Origin of the sequence: Levilactobacillus huananensis (assembly GCF_003946145.1) — a bacterium.
Classification (GTDB): Bacteria; Bacillota; Bacilli; order Lactobacillales; family Lactobacillaceae; genus Levilactobacillus; species Levilactobacillus huananensis.
The window spans coordinates 156,508-172,428 of record NZ_RHOC01000003.1; the positions used below are offsets into that span (position 1 = coordinate 156,508).

The window sequence follows — 15,921 nt, forward strand, 5'->3', positions numbered from 1 at the left end:
AATAGATGCTCTCACATTTAGTGATTGATGCAACGCTCTACAACGGTGATTCGATCTTTTACGTTGTAACCTTCCTTCTGTTAATGTGGCTCGTCAAGATTTTCGCTTGGGGTCCCATTACGAAGATGATGCAACAACGATCGGATAAAATTTCCGATGATATTGACCACGCCGAGAAGTCACGCGCCGAAGCTGCTACTTTAGCAGACCAACGTCAGGAAGCCTTAAAAGGTTCTCGCGTTGAGGCGCAACAAATCGTCAGCACGGCGAAGAGTGATGGACAGGAACAACGGGGTCAAATTATCGATAAAGCCGAAGCCGATGCTCAGGCCTTGAAGGCCAAAGCCAAGGACGACATTGCCCAGGAACGGGAAGCCGCTTTGGTTAGTGCACGGAACGATGTGGCGGATTTATCTATTGAGATTGCTTCCAAGCTAATTCAGCGTGAATTGAATGCTAGTGATCAAAAAGAATTGATCGATTCTTATATCGAAGGGTTGGGGAAACCACATGAGTCTTAATCGAACAACTGCAGCGAAGCGTTACGCCAAAGCATTGTTTGAACTCCTGGCCGAAAAGGACCAGTTAGACTCCGGTTACAGTGATCTTCAACAGCTTCGGCGAATCTTCGAAGACAATCCTAGTTTGAGTACGGTACTTTCGAATGCTAGTTTAGAATTGGACAAGCGAGAAGCCTTAGTCGCCGATTTAAAGCGCGATGCTTCACCTTACATCCAAAATTTAATTCAAATGGTCTTTGACTATGATCGTATGGATATCATGGTCGCCATTATCGAGCAATTTCAAGTTTTATATGACGAAAAGCAACAGATTGTATATGCAGATGTCACGACTGCTGTGGCGCTGGTTGGAAACCAAGCCGACGTTCTCAGTCAGACATTTGCCAAGCGCGTTGGGGCCAAAAAAGCAATTTTACGGTGCCAAGTCGACGCTTCTATTCTGGGCGGAGCCATTGTTAAGTCTGCCGGGATTGTCTATGATGGCAGTCTCCAGACCCGCATGAACCAGTTGCGGCAACGACTTTTAGCTTAGATTCTATGGAGAAAGAGGTGAAACTTTCATGAGCATTAAAGCTGAGGAAATCAGTGCTCTAATTAAACAACAATTAGAAAACTATACAGATGAACTCTCAGTTGAAGAGACTGGTACAGTAACTTACGTTGGTGACGGGATTGCCCGTGCCCACGGTTTAGACAACGCCCTTCAGGGTGAACTGTTACTGTTTGATAACGGGGTTTATGGGATGGTCCAAAACCTCGAAGCCAGTGACGTTGGTATCGTTATCTTGGGTGATTTCACTGGAATCACTGAAGGCGACACCGTTAAACGAACTGGCCGAATCATGGAAGTTCCCGTTGGTGATCAATTGATTGGCCGAGTTGTTAACTCATTGGGTCAAGCAATCGACGGTAAAGGGGACATCAAGACCGATAAAACGCGACCAATCGAACATAAAGCACCAGGTGTTATGGAACGGCAAGGGGTTAGTGAACCCCTACAAACCGGGATCAAAGCCATTGATGCCTTGGTTCCAATTGGCCGAGGTCAACGTGAGTTGATTATCGGTGACCGTAAGACGGGTAAGAGTTCTATTGCGATCGATACCATCATTAATCAAAAGGGTCAGAACATGATCTGTATTTATGTGGCTATTGGTCAAAAGGACTCAACTGTGCGGTCACAAGTTTCCACTTTGGAAAAGTTTGGCGCTATGGATTACACCATTGTCGTCAGTGCCGGACCATCTGAACCAGCACCATTACTGTACATCGCACCATATGCCGGTGCAGCCATGGGTGAAGAATTCATGATGAATGGCAAGCATGTGTTAATCGTCTATGATGATTTAACTAAGCAAGCCGATGCTTATCGTGAACTTTCCTTGATCTTACGTCGGCCACCAGGCCGTGAAGCGTACCCTGGGGATATTTTCTATACCCACTCTCGTTTACTCGAACGGGCAGCTAAGTTGAACGATGAATTAGGTGGCGGGTCAATGACCGCGTTACCAGTTATCGAAACCAAGGCTGGGGACGTTTCGGCTTATATTCCAACTAACGTTATTTCCATCACCGACGGGCAAATCTTCTTGAACAGTGATTCCTTCTATTCAGGGATTCGGCCAGCCATTGATGCCGGGACTTCAGTTTCTCGGGTTGGTGGGGATGCTCAAATCAAAGCCATGAAGAAGGTTGCCGGGACTTTGCGGTTGGACTTATCCGCATACCGGGAACTGGAATCATTCGCACAATTCGGTTCTGACTTGGATGCTGCTACCAAGGCCCGTTTGGACCGTGGTGCTCGGACCGTGGAAGTCTTAAAGCAAGGCTTGCATGAATCTGTACCTGTTGCCAAGGAAGTTATTATTCTCTACGCCTTGACCCACCGGCACCTTGATAAGCTCGAAGTGAGTGACGTTCTACGTTACCAAAACGAATTGTTTGCGTTTATGGACACGTCTTACAAAGCACTTGAAGATGAAATCACCAAAACTGGTAATTTACCAGAAGGCGATGCATTGGATGACGCACTTGCTGAGTTTGATAAGACTTTCCAACCGACCAAGCATAATGCTGAAGCGGACGACGATGATTCAGCAGAAAACTAGAATTGCTTGAAGGAAGGATGGTGAGAAAAAATGGCTGAATCTATCCATGACGTCCAACATCGGATTTCGTCAACCAAGGCAACCCGACAGATCACTGCCGCGATGCACATGGTGTCGACTGCGAAGTTGAACAAGATTCAGAAGCATACGGCTGGCTATCAAGAGTACGTCTCAAAGATTAAGTCAGTAGTCATGCGCTTATCTCAGTCTCAACTGTTTGATAATTCCTCAAACAAGTTACAGGCAGACCGTCCAGTTAAGAAAACGGCTTATTTAGTCATAACTTCTGACCGCGGTATGGTGGGGAGTTATAACAGTAGTGTCTTGCGCGAAGCCAATGAATTCATTGACAAGCAGACACCTAACCCAGATGATTATATGATTCTGGCTGTTGGGGGTACCGGAGCAGACTTCTACAAGAACCGGGGCATTAACGTGGCTTATGAATATCGCGGTGTAAGCGATGTTCCCGAGTTTAACGAAGTCCGGGAAATTGTAAAGACCGTGACGACCATGTTCGATAACGAAATCTTTGACGAACTTTACGTTTGTTATAACCATTTCGTTAACCGTATTACGTCGTCATTCCGGGGTGAAAAGACATTGCCAGTGGACCGTGAAACACTTGCGGGTAAAGCTGTTAGTGAGACGCCAACGTCCAATCTTGCAAACGATTATGAAACAGAACCTTCAGCGCAGGAGGTCTTGGATTCTATCCTGCCACAATACGCTGAGAGTCTGGTTTATGGTGCTATTTTGGATGCCAAAACTGCTGAACATGCATCAAGTTCTAATGCGATGCAGTCAGCCACTGACAACGCTGATGACCTGATCTCGGATCTGCAATTACATTACAACCGGGCTCGGCAAGCAGCGATTACGACTGAAATCACCGAAATTACTGGTGGTCAAGAAGCCTTAAAGAATTAATGACGGGAGGAATTAACGAATAATGAGTACTGGTAAAGTTGTTCAAGTTATCGGACCAGTTGTCGACGTTGAATTCCCATTAACTGATAAATTACCCGACATCAACACCGCCTTAAACATCAAACGTGATGATGGCACTGTTCTTGTAACCGAAGTTGCCCTTGAATTGGGTGACGGGGTTATGCGGACGATTGCCATGGACGGTACCGATGGTCTTCGCCGGGGCATGGAAGTTGAAAACACAGAGTCTTCCATTTCCGTTCCCGTTGGTGATGACACCTTAGGTCGAGTATTTAATGTTTTGGGTGATCCAATCGATGGTGGTGCCGAATTTGGGCCTGATGCCCAACGGATGCCAATTCACCGTGACGCACCGAAGTATAGCGAATTGAACCCTACGACTGAAATCCTAGAAACTGGGATCAAGGTTATTGACTTACTCGAACCTTACGTTCGTGGTGGGAAGATTGGGTTGTTCGGTGGTGCCGGTGTTGGTAAAACCGTTTTAATTCAAGAATTAATCCATAACATTGCGCAAGGCCACAACGGGATTTCCGTTTTCACCGGTGTTGGTGAACGGACCCGTGAAGGTAACGATATGTATTGGGAAATGAAAGGTTCCGGAGTTCTGAAGCAAACGGCCATGGTTTATGGTCAAATGAATGAACCTCCTGGTGCCCGGATGCGGGTTGCCTTGACTGGGTTAACGATTGCGGAATACTTCCGTGATGTTAAGGGCCAAGACGTTCTGTTGTTTATTGATAATATCTTCCGGTTCACGCAAGCCGGTTCTGAAGTTTCTGCCTTGTTAGGTCGGATTCCTTCAGCCGTTGGTTACCAACCAACGTTGGCCACTGAAATGGGTCAGTTGCAAGAACGGATCACGTCAACGAAGAATGGGTCGATCACTTCGATTCAAGCCGTTTACGTGCCTGCCGATGATTACACCGACCCTGCTCCCGCCACGACTTTCGCCCATTTGGATGCCACGACCAACTTGGAACGTTCTTTAACGCAACAAGGGATTTACCCAGCCGTGGACCCATTGGCTTCAACGTCAACTGCCTTAGCCCCTGAAATCATCGGCCAAGAACACTATGACGTTGCAACCGAAGTTCAACACGTTTTGCAACGTTACCATGAATTGCAAGATATCATCTCGATCTTAGGGATGGATGAACTTTCTGAAGAAGAGCAAACGATTGTTAACCGTGCACGGCGGATTCAATTCTTCCTGTCACAACCATTTACTGTGGCTTCCCAATTCTCTGGTTTACCAGGGAAGTACGTGAAGTTGGAAGATACCATTGATGGATTCAAGCAGATTCTGGAAGGTAAGTACGACAAGCTGCCAGAAGATGCTTTCCGTAACTGTGGTGGTGTCGAAGACGTCGTGGCTAAGGCCAAGGAAATGAATGACGCCGTCGCCAACAACTAGGGAGGAATTCTAATTGGCTGATAAACCAGTTTTATCCGTTAGCATTGTGACTCCCGATGGTCGGGTTTATGAACAGAAAGGTGACTTTCTGATTGTGACCACGACCTATGCGCCGATGGGGATCTTGCCAAATCACGTTCCCGTCCTTGCGACGTTGAAAGTTGATGAGGTTCGTTTCAAGCATGACGGTGAACAAGACCGGATTGCCGTTAATGGCGGATTTATTGAATTCTCCAATAACGTGGCAACAATTGTTGCCGACAGTGCTGAACGTCAGGCTGATATTGATGTCAGCCGGGCACAGAGCGCTCAGGAACGGGCTAAAAAGGCGATTGAAAAGGCAAAGGCCGAGAAGGATCCCGATACCTTAGCACGGGCTGAAGTGGCATTACGCCGGGCTATTAACCGGATTAACGTTGCCAATCACTAAGCACGATGCAAGACAATAATCCTGAATAGGACTCTGAAGCAACTTTTCTCTAGGGAAAAGTTGCTTTTTTGTTCCAGCGGATCTCGTTTTTGGCGGCGTTACGTTGTCCATGTCGAAGGTTACACATCTGCTAAAGTGGTGTAAAGCATCCAATTCAAACCAATGGAAATTGAATTTATTTCCGAACGATGTGCTGTTTTTCGACCTGAAAATAAGTTGTTCTGTTCAGGAAGAATAATTGCGGATTTTGAAATGATTTCACCACGTAAAACCTTTTAGGTCGCCGTTTGGTCGGTCACTGGTCATAAACGGATGAAATGTAATATTACAAACGCTGAATTTACAGGAATTTCGGGGACAACTATGAAAAATTATGATATAGTGGGTGAGAATGTTTGGAAAGGATTGGGCGAATGAAACTCATTGGGTTACAGGGAATATTAACGATTATTAGCCATTTAGCCTTTATTGGCCTTGCATTTTGGGCAATATCAGCGTTACACATTGAACGGTTAATGACGTTTTACCCGCGCCAGTCACGAGTGCTTATCGTGATGTTGGCGGTGGCCATCGGCTTTGGCTGCAGCTCATTCTTCCTAGACTTCATTAACAACGTTCGTAACCTGGGCTATTTACTTTAAAGCAGCAAACGGCTCATAAAATTCTTTGGAGGTATCCCATGGAAAAAATTATCGTTCATGGTGGGAACCGCTTAACCGGTGTGGTTCAAATTGAAGGCGCTAAGAATGCCGTTCTTCCAATTTTGGCGGCGTCAATTCTTGGTCAAGATGGACTCACCCACTTAGCAAATGTTCCGGTTTTATCTGATGTTTATACGATGAATAAAGTCTTACGCTTCCTGAATCTCCGCGTTGATTTCAACGAAGAACAACGGGAAGTCACGATTGATGCGACACGCCAAGTCTCTAGTGAAGCGCCTTTTGAATACGTTTCCAAGATGCGTGCCTCAATCGTTGTGATGGGTCCGCTCTTAGCGCGGTTGGGTCATGCTCGGGTTGCTTTACCTGGTGGTTGTGCCATTGGGACACGCCCAATTGACTTACACTTGAAGGGTCTAGAAGCCCTTGGTGCTCGGATCGAACAACACGATGGCTATATTGAAGCCTTCGCCGATCGTTTAGTCGGGAACCACATTTACTTAGATTTCCCTAGTGTTGGGGCCACTCAGAACATTATGATGGCCGCTTGTTTGGCTCAAGGAACGACTGTGATTGACAACGTTGCTCGCGAACCAGAAATTGTGGATTTGGCCAATGTCTTAAACAAGATGGGGGCTCACGTTCGCGGTGCCGGTACGGAAACACTCCGGATCGACGGAGTAGAAAAGATGCACGGGACTGAACACAACGTGGTTCAAGACCGGATCGAAGCCGGCACATTTATGGTTGGCGCTGCCTTGACTCACGGGAACGTTTTGATTAAAGACGGGATCGTTGAACACAACAAGCCACTGATCTCCAAGTTACAGGAGATGGGTGCCAAGGTTACTGAAGAACCAGAAGGAATTCGGGTTATTGGCCCAGAAAAGCTACAATCAACGGACGTGAAGACCTTACCTTATCCTGGTTTTCCAACTGATATGCAGCCTCAAATGACCATCTTACAGTTAGCTGCTGCTGGAACCAGTACCATGACCGAAACCGTTTTTGAGAACCGCTTCATGCACCTGGAAGAACTTCGGCGCATGAACGCACAGTACCAAGTGAATGGACGGACTGTTGTGATGCATGGCCCGACTGACTTTAATGGAGCTGAAGTGGCTGCTACCGACTTGCGGGCTGCTGCGGCATTGGTCCTAGCCGGATTAGTCGCGGATGGCTATACACAGGTGACCAATCTGAAATACTTAGATCGCGGTTATTATGACTTCCACAAGAAGTTGACGGCATTGGGCGCACAAGTTGAACGCGTCACGGTTGCTGACAACGACACCGTGGTGTTAAAAAACTCACACGTAAATAACTAGACAACGAGGGTGGCGTAAGAGCCACCTTTTTGTTTGATCGAGAAATCATTTTTAGTTTAATGAGAGTATGTTATAATGATATGTTGAAAATTGGCTTTTAAAATCAGGAGGGCACTAAGTATGGCGAAAGATATTGGGATTGATCTGGGGACTGCGAACGTTTTAATTTACGTAGTCGGCAAGGGTATCGTATTAAATGAACCATCCGTCGTTGCAATTGACACGAAGACGGATAAGGTCCTGGCAGTGGGTTCAGAGGCTTACCGCATGGTGGGTCGGACTCCAGGGAATATTCGGGCAATCCGTCCCTTGAAAGACGGGGTCATTTCCGATTTTGACATCACTGAGGCCATGCTCTCCTACTTTATCAATAAGCTAAGCGTCAAGGGGTTCTTGTCCAAACCAAACATTATGATTTGTGCACCAACCAACATCACCGAGATCGAACGGAAGGCTATCATTCAAGCTGCCGAAAAGTCTGGTGGCGCCAAGGTTTATTTGGAAGCTGAACCTAAGGTTGCCGCTTTGGGTGCCGGTATGGATATCTTCAAGCCTAGTGGTAACATGGTTATCGACATGGGTGGGGGAACCAGTGACATCGCTATTCTGTCTCTAGGGGACATCGTAGCCAGTCGGTCTATTCGTGTCGCTGGTGACCGGATGAATGCTGAAATCGTGAACTACATGAAGCATGAACACAACCTGATTATCGGGGAACGGACAGCAGAAACCATCAAGATTAAGATTGGGACTGCTTATCCAGAGCCTGAGAACGAACAGAGGACAATGGCTGTTCGAGGCCGTGATTCCGTTAGTGGAATGCCAACCGAAACGACTATTACCGCCGCTGAAGTCGAAGTTGCCATTCACGATTCCGTGGACCAAATTGTGGCTGCTGCGATGTCAGTTCTGGAGACTATTCCACCTGAGTTGGCTGCGGATATCATTGATCGCGGCATCATGTTGACTGGTGGGGGTGCCTTGTTAGATGGTATCGACAAGCTCTTCTCAGAACGTTTGACGGTTCCCGTCATCATTTCCGAAGACCCCTTAGACAATGTTGCTAAGGGTGCTGGTGTCCTTCTGGAGCACATGGATACTAAGACGGCAAAACAAAACAACGACTAGCATACAGGAGGTGGCGTGATGCGTTGGCTATTGACGATGTTCGTACGTGGGTACCAGCGATTCATTTCGCCACTATTCCCACCGACCTGTCGGTATTATCCGACTTGTTCGACTTACATGTTGCAGGCGTTAGAAAAACATGGGGCGCTTAAGGGCGGTCTCATGGGGGTGGCGCGGATCTTACGGTGCCATCCATTCGTGCGGGGCGGGATTGATCCCGTGCCGGACCACTTTAGTCTCCGCCGTAACACAAAAGCGGAAGCAGAATACCGAGCGGCGATGCATCTGGATCAGCTGCCGCCCACTAAATAAAGGAGAGTTGGCATGAGTAAACGAGAAAAAGCAGTGCAAGTAACCATCGATGAACAAAAATTACCAGACGGCCAAATGATGTCCGTTCTGAAGATTGGTTCAGAGACGATTGGAACCGTTACACCTGACGACGACCGGTTCTCGGCCCAGTTGAATGACGGCGATGTTTACCGTGTAAAGACGGTTGACGAGGGTGTCGAGCTGTTATTGCGCGATTACCACTTACACCGGGGATAATAAATTTTCGTAAAGTTGGCCGGAGTGCGACGTGTTCGTCCACTCCGGCCTTTATAATGAAGACAAATCTTAGTTTGAATTAAGGAGCAATCATAGTGGCAAAGAATGCGACAGAACAGCGGACCGAGACCGAGTCGCGAATCGACTGGGGGATTATCTTCTGTATCCTCATGTTGGCGTTGATCGGACTCGCTTCTATCTATGTAGCGGCAACCCACGATAGCGGGTCGACTAGCATTACTTCTGCGGTGGTTTCCCAATTGGTATGGTATGTCATTGGGACCGTGGCGATTATTATTATCATGCAGTTTGATTCCGAGCAGCTTTGGAAGGTGGCCCCCGTGCTCTATGGGCTAGGCATCTTCCTGCTGTTGGCCGTGTTGGTTTTTTACAGTCGAACATATTTTGACAATACTGGTGCCAAGAGTTGGTTTGCGATTGGGCCTTTGACTTTCCAACCTTCTGAAGTCATGAAGCCAGCTTTTATCTTGATGCTGGCGCGAGTGGTGACGGAACATAACAATGCTAATCCAATACACACGATGCGTACTGACTGGCAGCTGATTGGTAAATTGATCCTTTGGACCTTGCCGGTAGCGGTGCTCTTGAAATTACAAAATGACTTTGGGACGATGCTGGTGTTCTTCGCCATCGTTGGTGGGGTATTGTTGGTTTCTGGGATTACCTGGAAGATTATCGCACCAGCATTCTCCATTATTGCCGTTGTCGGAGGCAGTGTGTTAGCCCTTGTGACGACGGATGGTGGGCGTAGGATCCTCGAGAAAGTTGGCTTTCAAGCTTACCAATTCTCCCGGGTTGACACCTGGCTTCATCCGTCGGCAGACACTTCTAACCAGGGTTATCAACTCTGGCAGAGTATGAAGGCGATCGGGTCTGGTGGGATCTTTGGAACTGGTTTTAACGTTTCACACGTCTACGTTCCCGTTCGAGAGTCTGATATGATTTTCTCCGTTGTCGGGGAAAACTTCGGGTTTATCGGGGGCTGTGTCCTCATCTTCTTGTACTTCCTATTGATTTACCAAATGATTCGAGTGACATTCGATACCAAGAACGTGTTCTATGCCTACATCTCAACTGGGGTTATCATGATGATTCTCTTTCACGTGTTTGAAAACGTTGGGATGAGCATTGGTCTATTACCGCTGACCGGGATTCCGTTACCATTCGTGAGCCAGGGGGGGTCCGCATTAATCGGAAATCTTATCGGGATTGGTTTAATCATGTCAATGCGGTATCATTATAAGAGTTACATGTTTAGTCGAAACGAGTCTTTCGAATAAAAAGGAGCGGTTAGTATGGCTGAAATGGTACAGTACTTTTGGACAAAAAAGGTGACTGATGGCACCCGAATCGGTTTGACCAGTGAGGGTCAGTCCGAATTAGGCACGATCAGTTTTGCCAAGTTGCCGGCTGTTGGGGACCACGTCGTCGATGGTGAGAGTTTATTGAGTGTTGAAGCGGACAAAGCCGTCTCAGACATTTCAAGTCCCGTGACTGGGACCGTGACGGCCGTCAACCCCGCCTTGGATGCAGATTTCGACGCCCTGAACGGCAACGATACGAATGCAGCATGGTTCGTCGATGTGCAAGAAGCTTAAACTAATTATTAAGGTGACCGACTCTTTGCTTGCAAAGGGCCGGTTTTTTAGTGGTTTCCTAGCCAGTCGGGTATAATAAGGATAGTTGACGTTTAGGGGGGCGGTGAGTGCCGTTCCATTAGACCGAATAAATGGGGAATGGAGTGAGTCTAAATGAAAGAAAAAAATGTCATTCACATGAACGGCTATCTCGGACTATTGTTAGTCCTGGCATTGATCGTGTTTGCGGGGTGGCTGATCGTGATGGCGGGGATGATAGTGACGGGGACCGTCCTGCTAATTGTGGCAATTCTAGCCGCCAGCAGTTTGACTATCATCAGCCCTAACCAATCCAAAGTACTGACGTTCTTCGGCCAGTATATCGGTACGATTCGCGAGTCGGGTTTATTCCTGACGATTCCACTGACAAATAAGGCAACGGTGTCCTTACGGGTTCGTAATTTTAACAGTGCCATTCTCAAGGTTAATGACCTGCAAGGGAATCCCGTAGAAATTGCGGCAGTCATTGTTTTTAAGGTTGTGGATACCAGTAAGGCACTTTTCTCCGTCGAAGACTACGAACAATTTGTGGAAATTCAAACGGAGTCGGCCGTGCGTCACGTGGCTTCAGAATATGCGTACGACAACTTTGGTGACGGTGAGGCATTGACCTTGCGGAGTAATCCTACCGAAGTCTCAAATCGCTTGACGCAGGAACTTCAGGAGCGGCTCGACGTTGCCGGAGTTAAAATTATTGAAACGCGGTTGACACACCTAGCCTACGCCACGGAAATTGCTTCAGCCATGCTACAACGGCAACAATCCCAGGCTATCCTATCGGCACGAAAGATTATTGTTGAAGGGGCTGTGTCGATCACGGAAGGTGCGATTAGCAAGCTCGCCGATGAGACAGATTTGAAATTAACGGACAACCAAAAGATTCAATTAATTAATAACATGATGGTTTCAATTATTAACGAACGGGGCTCACAACCGGTGCTCAATACCGGAAAGATTGAGTCTTAGTTAGATGCTCAGGAGGCTTATTTGATGGATGAACAGATTGGGACGCTTCGACAGCAGATGGCGGACCTCAATGCGGAATTGAAGGCGGGACAGGTGTATCAGTCCCTGGGACATCGAATTGGGGAGGTTATGGATGGTATTCACCGGCGACGGCGGACGACTGTCGAGTTACCGGACGATTCAGATGGTATTCAGGAACTCCTGGACCAACTCAATGAGCAGCTTGCCCATCAAGAAGAATTAGCGCTGACGCCGGCCAACTTACAATTTCTCTTACGCCATTTGGCATCGCTCGACCCTAAGATTCGCTACAATGGCGTGAACTTCACCTTGTATGATGCGTTGCAGCAGGATGCCATTGGTGAACAGGGAATGCGGCGACTGATTTCGACACTCAGCAGTGACCAAGTTCTCTTTAATCACGTCCTGGAACCCGCAAATGTGGCAGTCTTTGGTCGGGCCAGTGCGGCTTCGTTGCTAGCCGTTGTCCTGCACTTCGTAAACGAGCAGTCGACGCCACTAGACCTAGACTGGCATCGGTTGGTGATTCAGGTGGCAACTTATATTTGTGTCGAGACGGATACCCGGGGATTTGTAAACCAACAGGGCTGGGCACATGCCTATGCGGCCATTGTGGACTTGCTAGCCGTGTTAGCGGCCAGTGACCAGCTGACGCGAGCAGATAAGCTCTTTTTGTTGGTGACCTACATGGAACGCCTCAAGCGAGTGACAACACCACTAATTTACGGTGAGAACGATCGGATGGCGGCCTATTTGGTGGAACTGACGAATCGGCACAGCCTGTATGAAACGGCTTTTCTGGACGCGTTGAAACATTGGCGGCAGGAAGTCGCCAAGCGACGTCGTCCGGACAACCTGGCGGGGTGGAACCAATTTTTCAACCGTAAACGCCTGTTAGACGCCTTACGGTTGAAGGTGGGGCTCTCGCCGGCTATAAAAAAGTATTTAAATTCAACTATCGATTTTTTAGGTTAAAAAATATACGCATTTTTTTTGAGAAATGGTATACTGAAGGCTAACCGAAATCTATACGATAGGATGAGTGACAAACAAGATGGAGAAGAAAACAAAGTTACACGTAGGTCTACTATTCGGTGGAAATTCTTCGGAGCACGACGTTTCCAAGCGTTCGGCCCACAACATTTACGACGCAATGGACAAATCCCATTATGACGTTAGCCTATTCCTGCTGACGCGTAGCGGTTTTGTTTTAAGCGACGCTGCTTCACGGCGCGTATTTGACGGTGAGGACGAGGCAACAGTCGCCGCAGAAGAACTCACCAAAGTAGATTCTTCCAACCCCTTGGCACCCATTTGGAATTTATCTCAGGCAAAGGACATTGATGTTTTCTTCCCAATTATTCATGGTAACTTGGGTGAAGATGGTACGATCCAAGGGCTTTTCCGTCTCTTGAAAAAGCCTTTTGTGGGGAGTGGCGTCTTAGCATCAGCGACGTCCTTTGATAAGGACTTAACGAAGCAAGTGTTGACCACACACGGCATCCGGAACACCAAGTACGTGGTGATTACGCCGGATAACCGTAATGAAAACGACTACGAGACAATCAAGGCTAAGTTGGGCACCAACGTATTTATCAAGCCTGCTAACCAGGGATCATCCGTAGGGATTCATAAGGCAACAAATGCAACGGAATACAGTGAAGGTTTAGCCGATGCTTTCCGTTATGACTTTAAGGTATTGGTTGAAGAAACCATTGCTGGTCCAGAAGAGGTTGAAATTTCCATTTTGGGTAACGAAAAGCCTCAAGCTTCTCGGTTGGGTGCTATTCGGGTACCGGAATCTGATGTCTTTTATGACTACAATAATAAGTTCGTGGATGCTAGTGGCGTGACCTTCGAAGTTCCAGTCGACTTACCAGCCGACCTGACGACGGAAATCACGACGATGGGTCTGAGGACCTACGCGGCTCTTGGCTTAAAGGGAATGGCGCGGATCGACTATCTGGTTTCTAAGGATGGCGTGCCATACGTTGGTGAAGTGAACACCTTGCCAGGGTTTACCAACATTAGCCTTTACCCACAACTGTGGCAGGCTTCCGGGATTAGCTATGCTGACCTGATCGATCGGCTGATTCAGTTGGCCCTTGACGAATTCGATTATCAAAACGAATTGGCTTACGACTTTATTCCGTTGGACAATGCGTCAGCGGCATCAACCTACAAGCCGAAAGCAAAGTAAGTGTTAAACGTCGGTGGGCCACGGTAACGTGACTCATCGATTTTTTTATGGGGAGGATTTTCTGTGCGACGGTATCGGCACCAATTGAATTGTGTTTGGCGATTGAGTCTCACGCACACCGGACTTTTGATGGGGTGGGGTGGCTTGATTAGTCTATTACTAGGTGTGCGCTGGCTGAGTCAGCGGCCAGGTTGGTCAGGAGCCCTGGTGGTGAGTGTCGTTAGTCTTTGCTTAATCGCAATTTGGCAACTCACTCAGGTGGCGGTAGTCGTCTCTGGCAAGTCGATGACCCAGCCAGAAATCTGGCGCCGTGTCTGGCAGTACAAATGGGCGTGGGGATTAGTGCTCTTGGTATCGGTTGTCTTGGCTTTGCCGTTTGGCTTGTGGGGCCTGGGAAGTCGTTTTTGGGCGCGCCTGGTGCTACCGGCCACTCTGATTAATTTTGTGACGCTGAATCGGCGGCCTGTACTGGTGGCTGTGGGGGGATTCTATCTGCTTCTCGCTGGGATTTTCTGGTTACGGGGCCCCCACTGGTGGTCCCAAGGTGAAGCCACTACTGGAGGATCGGCACGACAAATCGGAGGCGCTCTCAGTATTTGGGCTGGTCTCGCCGCCGTTTGGATTGTTGGCAGTGAAGCCTTGGTAGCCGTGCTTCATGTGGTGACGGGCCGATTGATGCTGATAGTGGCTGTGTTTATCGTCCTGCTGGGGTTCTGCTTGATGACCATTTTGGGACTAACGACGGTTGTTTGGGCCTGGTGTGGTCAGCCGCAGCCACAGCAATTATTGGACAGACGGCGTGGCTTACCTGGGGCGCTGGTCTTATCGCTAATAAGCCTGGTCATGATGGGGATGGTGACGTCGCAAACAGTCTTTGCCCAACCAGCGTGGGGACCAACCACCCTGATTAGCCATCGCGGGGTTGACCACGGTCATGGGGTCCAGAATACGGTAGGGGCCTTGCGCCAAGTGACAATTCATCAACCGGACTACGTTGAGATGGATCTGCATGAGACCCGTGACCATCAGTGGGTCGTATTGCATGACGAGAACCTTAAAGTGTTGGCTGGTCGGGATGCAACACCCCATGATCTGACCCTCCGACAGTTACAGCGATTGATGCTCCATGAAAACAGGCAGCAAGCTCGACTCAGCAGCTGGCCAGCTTACCTGCGGGTGGCTGAAGCGCAACATCAACGGCTCATGGTAGAGATTAAGACAACGCCGCATGACTCACAGAATGCCATCCGACGGTTTGCCACGACCTATGGTGACCGGTTACGGCATGATGGCAGTGTTGTCCACTCACTGGATTACCGGGTGGTGCGGCAGTTACGTCAGCTACAACCACGTCTAAAGGTAGGTTTGATTCTTCCGTTTAACTGGGTTAATCCTCGATCGATTCCCGCGGACTTTTATTCCTTTCAGCGACTATCCGCCAGTCAACAATTTATTGCGGCTGCCCATCAAGAAGGGGTACCGGCATATCTGTGGACGCCTGACACGACGGCAACGATGATGCGGATGTGGGCGTTGGGTGCCGATGGCCAGATTACCAATGAATTATCGCGACTACGTTGGGTTACCCAGCAATCGGCGACAGCAACGCGATGGGCGGTCTTACAGAACTTTGTTTTAAGCTATGCATAGGTTGCGGGATTATCAGATTAATCGATTATTTACGTACAATAAAAACCATGGCGGGAAAGATGTCCGCCTTTTTAAAAACCTTATTATTACAGTTTTTATATTAAAATGAGTGAATGGACTAGAAAGATTAGATTTTCTTAATGATATCGCATATTGCTTGTAATTCTCTATAAATCGCCTATTATTGTAATTAACGATAAACAGGCCGAATCTGGCCAGTCATTACCAGGGGCTGAATATTAACGGATGAAACAACTTAAGTGTCGGGGAATGGTCGTTGGTCACGTTTTGAGTAATGTTCGGCTTTATCATGTTGGGTACCTAACGTTACGACT

Annotated in this window: 17 protein-coding genes; all 17 read left to right on the top strand. The window is 48.0% G+C overall.

Annotated features, from left to right (window positions below; all coding sequences use genetic code 11):
- Positions 1-5 precede the first annotated feature (5 nt).
- The 17 genes from atpF to EKM71_RS04110 all read left to right on the top strand — a co-directional run bounded on the left by atpF (position 6) and on the right by EKM71_RS04110 (position 15,586).
- The gene (atpF, locus tag EKM71_RS04030) at positions 6-521 is read left to right on the top strand and encodes a F0F1 ATP synthase subunit B (RefSeq protein ID WP_125573378.1); all 516 of its coding nucleotides are present in this window, start codon (positions 6-8) and stop codon (positions 519-521) included.
- Complete coding sequence (gene atpH, locus EKM71_RS04035) at positions 511-1,053, top strand: ATP synthase F1 subunit delta (RefSeq protein ID WP_125573379.1); 543 nt, start codon at positions 511-513, stop codon at positions 1,051-1,053. Before atpF ends, atpH begins: the two co-directional genes overlap by 11 nt.
- Before the next feature lie 28 nt (positions 1,054-1,081).
- Positions 1,082-2,629, top strand: coding sequence for a F0F1 ATP synthase subunit alpha (gene atpA / locus EKM71_RS04040; RefSeq protein WP_125545956.1), 1,548 nt, complete (start codon positions 1,082-1,084; stop codon positions 2,627-2,629).
- A gap of 30 nt (positions 2,630-2,659) precedes the next feature.
- On the top strand, positions 2,660-3,559 hold the full coding sequence (locus tag EKM71_RS04045; RefSeq protein WP_125573380.1) for a F0F1 ATP synthase subunit gamma: 900 nt from the start codon (positions 2,660-2,662) through the stop codon (positions 3,557-3,559).
- Between the two features lie 22 nt (positions 3,560-3,581).
- On the top strand, positions 3,582-4,997 hold the full coding sequence (atpD, locus tag EKM71_RS04050) for a F0F1 ATP synthase subunit beta (RefSeq protein WP_125545954.1): 1,416 nt from the start codon (positions 3,582-3,584) through the stop codon (positions 4,995-4,997).
- Positions 4,998-5,010: 13 nt separating this feature from the next.
- Positions 5,011-5,427, top strand: a complete 417-nt coding sequence (locus tag EKM71_RS04055; protein WP_125573381.1) for a F0F1 ATP synthase subunit epsilon — start codon at positions 5,011-5,013, stop codon at positions 5,425-5,427.
- A 413-nt stretch (positions 5,428-5,840) separates the two neighbouring features.
- The gene (locus EKM71_RS04060) at positions 5,841-6,068 is read left to right on the top strand and encodes a DUF1146 family protein (RefSeq protein ID WP_125573382.1); all 228 of its coding nucleotides are present in this window, start codon (positions 5,841-5,843) and stop codon (positions 6,066-6,068) included.
- A 38-nt stretch (positions 6,069-6,106) separates the two neighbouring features.
- Positions 6,107-7,414, top strand: coding sequence for a UDP-N-acetylglucosamine 1-carboxyvinyltransferase (gene murA, locus EKM71_RS04065; protein ID WP_125573383.1), 1,308 nt, complete (start codon positions 6,107-6,109; stop codon positions 7,412-7,414).
- Positions 7,415-7,534: 120 nt separating this feature from the next.
- The gene (mreB, locus tag EKM71_RS04070; protein WP_125573384.1) at positions 7,535-8,542 is read left to right on the top strand and encodes a rod shape-determining protein; all 1,008 of its coding nucleotides are present in this window, start codon (positions 7,535-7,537) and stop codon (positions 8,540-8,542) included.
- An 18-nt stretch (positions 8,543-8,560) separates the two neighbouring features.
- On the top strand, positions 8,561-8,854 hold the full coding sequence (yidD, locus tag EKM71_RS04075; protein ID WP_125573385.1) for a membrane protein insertion efficiency factor YidD: 294 nt from the start codon (positions 8,561-8,563) through the stop codon (positions 8,852-8,854).
- Positions 8,855-8,866: 12 nt separating this feature from the next.
- Positions 8,867-9,091, top strand: coding sequence for a DUF2969 domain-containing protein (locus EKM71_RS04080; protein WP_125573386.1), 225 nt, complete (start codon positions 8,867-8,869; stop codon positions 9,089-9,091).
- Positions 9,092-9,186: 95 nt separating this feature from the next.
- On the top strand, positions 9,187-10,392 hold the full coding sequence (locus tag EKM71_RS04085) for an FtsW/RodA/SpoVE family cell cycle protein (protein WP_125573387.1): 1,206 nt from the start codon (positions 9,187-9,189) through the stop codon (positions 10,390-10,392).
- Positions 10,393-10,407: 15 nt separating this feature from the next.
- Positions 10,408-10,710, top strand: a complete 303-nt coding sequence (locus EKM71_RS04090; protein ID WP_125573388.1) for a glycine cleavage system protein H — start codon at positions 10,408-10,410, stop codon at positions 10,708-10,710.
- 153 nt (positions 10,711-10,863) lie between these two features.
- Complete coding sequence (locus tag EKM71_RS04095) at positions 10,864-11,715, top strand: SPFH domain-containing protein (RefSeq protein WP_125573389.1); 852 nt, start codon at positions 10,864-10,866, stop codon at positions 11,713-11,715.
- 24 nt (positions 11,716-11,739) lie between these two features.
- Positions 11,740-12,711 carry a DUF2785 domain-containing protein gene (locus EKM71_RS04100; protein WP_125573390.1) on the top strand — a complete coding sequence of 324 codons (972 nt, stop codon included), beginning with the start codon at positions 11,740-11,742 and terminating at the stop codon, positions 12,709-12,711.
- 79 nt (positions 12,712-12,790) lie between these two features.
- Positions 12,791-13,936 carry a D-alanine--D-alanine ligase family protein gene (locus EKM71_RS04105; protein ID WP_125573391.1) on the top strand — a complete coding sequence of 382 codons (1,146 nt, stop codon included), beginning with the start codon at positions 12,791-12,793 and terminating at the stop codon, positions 13,934-13,936.
- 63 nt (positions 13,937-13,999) lie between these two features.
- Positions 14,000-15,586: a glycerophosphodiester phosphodiesterase gene (locus EKM71_RS04110; protein WP_225417987.1), complete on the top strand. Its 1,587-nt coding sequence runs from the start codon at positions 14,000-14,002 to the stop codon at positions 15,584-15,586.
- Positions 15,587-15,921 lie beyond the last annotated feature (335 nt).

Coding starts and splice junctions, on each gene's coding strand:
- atpF (WP_125573378.1), top strand. CDS start 6: ATGCTCTCACATTTAGTGATTGATGCAACGCTCTACAACGGTGATTCG.
- atpH (WP_125573379.1), top strand. CDS start 511: ATGAGTCTTAATCGAACAACTGCAGCGAAGCGTTACGCCAAAGCATTG.
- atpA (WP_125545956.1), top strand. CDS start 1,082: ATGAGCATTAAAGCTGAGGAAATCAGTGCTCTAATTAAACAACAATTA.
- EKM71_RS04045 (WP_125573380.1), top strand. CDS start 2,660: ATGGCTGAATCTATCCATGACGTCCAACATCGGATTTCGTCAACCAAG.
- atpD (WP_125545954.1), top strand. CDS start 3,582: ATGAGTACTGGTAAAGTTGTTCAAGTTATCGGACCAGTTGTCGACGTT.
- EKM71_RS04060 (WP_125573382.1), top strand. CDS start 5,841: ATGAAACTCATTGGGTTACAGGGAATATTAACGATTATTAGCCATTTA.
- murA (WP_125573383.1), top strand. CDS start 6,107: ATGGAAAAAATTATCGTTCATGGTGGGAACCGCTTAACCGGTGTGGTT.
- mreB (WP_125573384.1), top strand. CDS start 7,535: ATGGCGAAAGATATTGGGATTGATCTGGGGACTGCGAACGTTTTAATT.
- yidD (WP_125573385.1), top strand. CDS start 8,561: ATGCGTTGGCTATTGACGATGTTCGTACGTGGGTACCAGCGATTCATT.
- EKM71_RS04080 (WP_125573386.1), top strand. CDS start 8,867: ATGAGTAAACGAGAAAAAGCAGTGCAAGTAACCATCGATGAACAAAAA.
- EKM71_RS04090 (WP_125573388.1), top strand. CDS start 10,408: ATGGCTGAAATGGTACAGTACTTTTGGACAAAAAAGGTGACTGATGGC.
- EKM71_RS04095 (WP_125573389.1), top strand. CDS start 10,864: ATGAAAGAAAAAAATGTCATTCACATGAACGGCTATCTCGGACTATTG.
- EKM71_RS04100 (WP_125573390.1), top strand. CDS start 11,740: ATGGATGAACAGATTGGGACGCTTCGACAGCAGATGGCGGACCTCAAT.
- EKM71_RS04105 (WP_125573391.1), top strand. CDS start 12,791: ATGGAGAAGAAAACAAAGTTACACGTAGGTCTACTATTCGGTGGAAAT.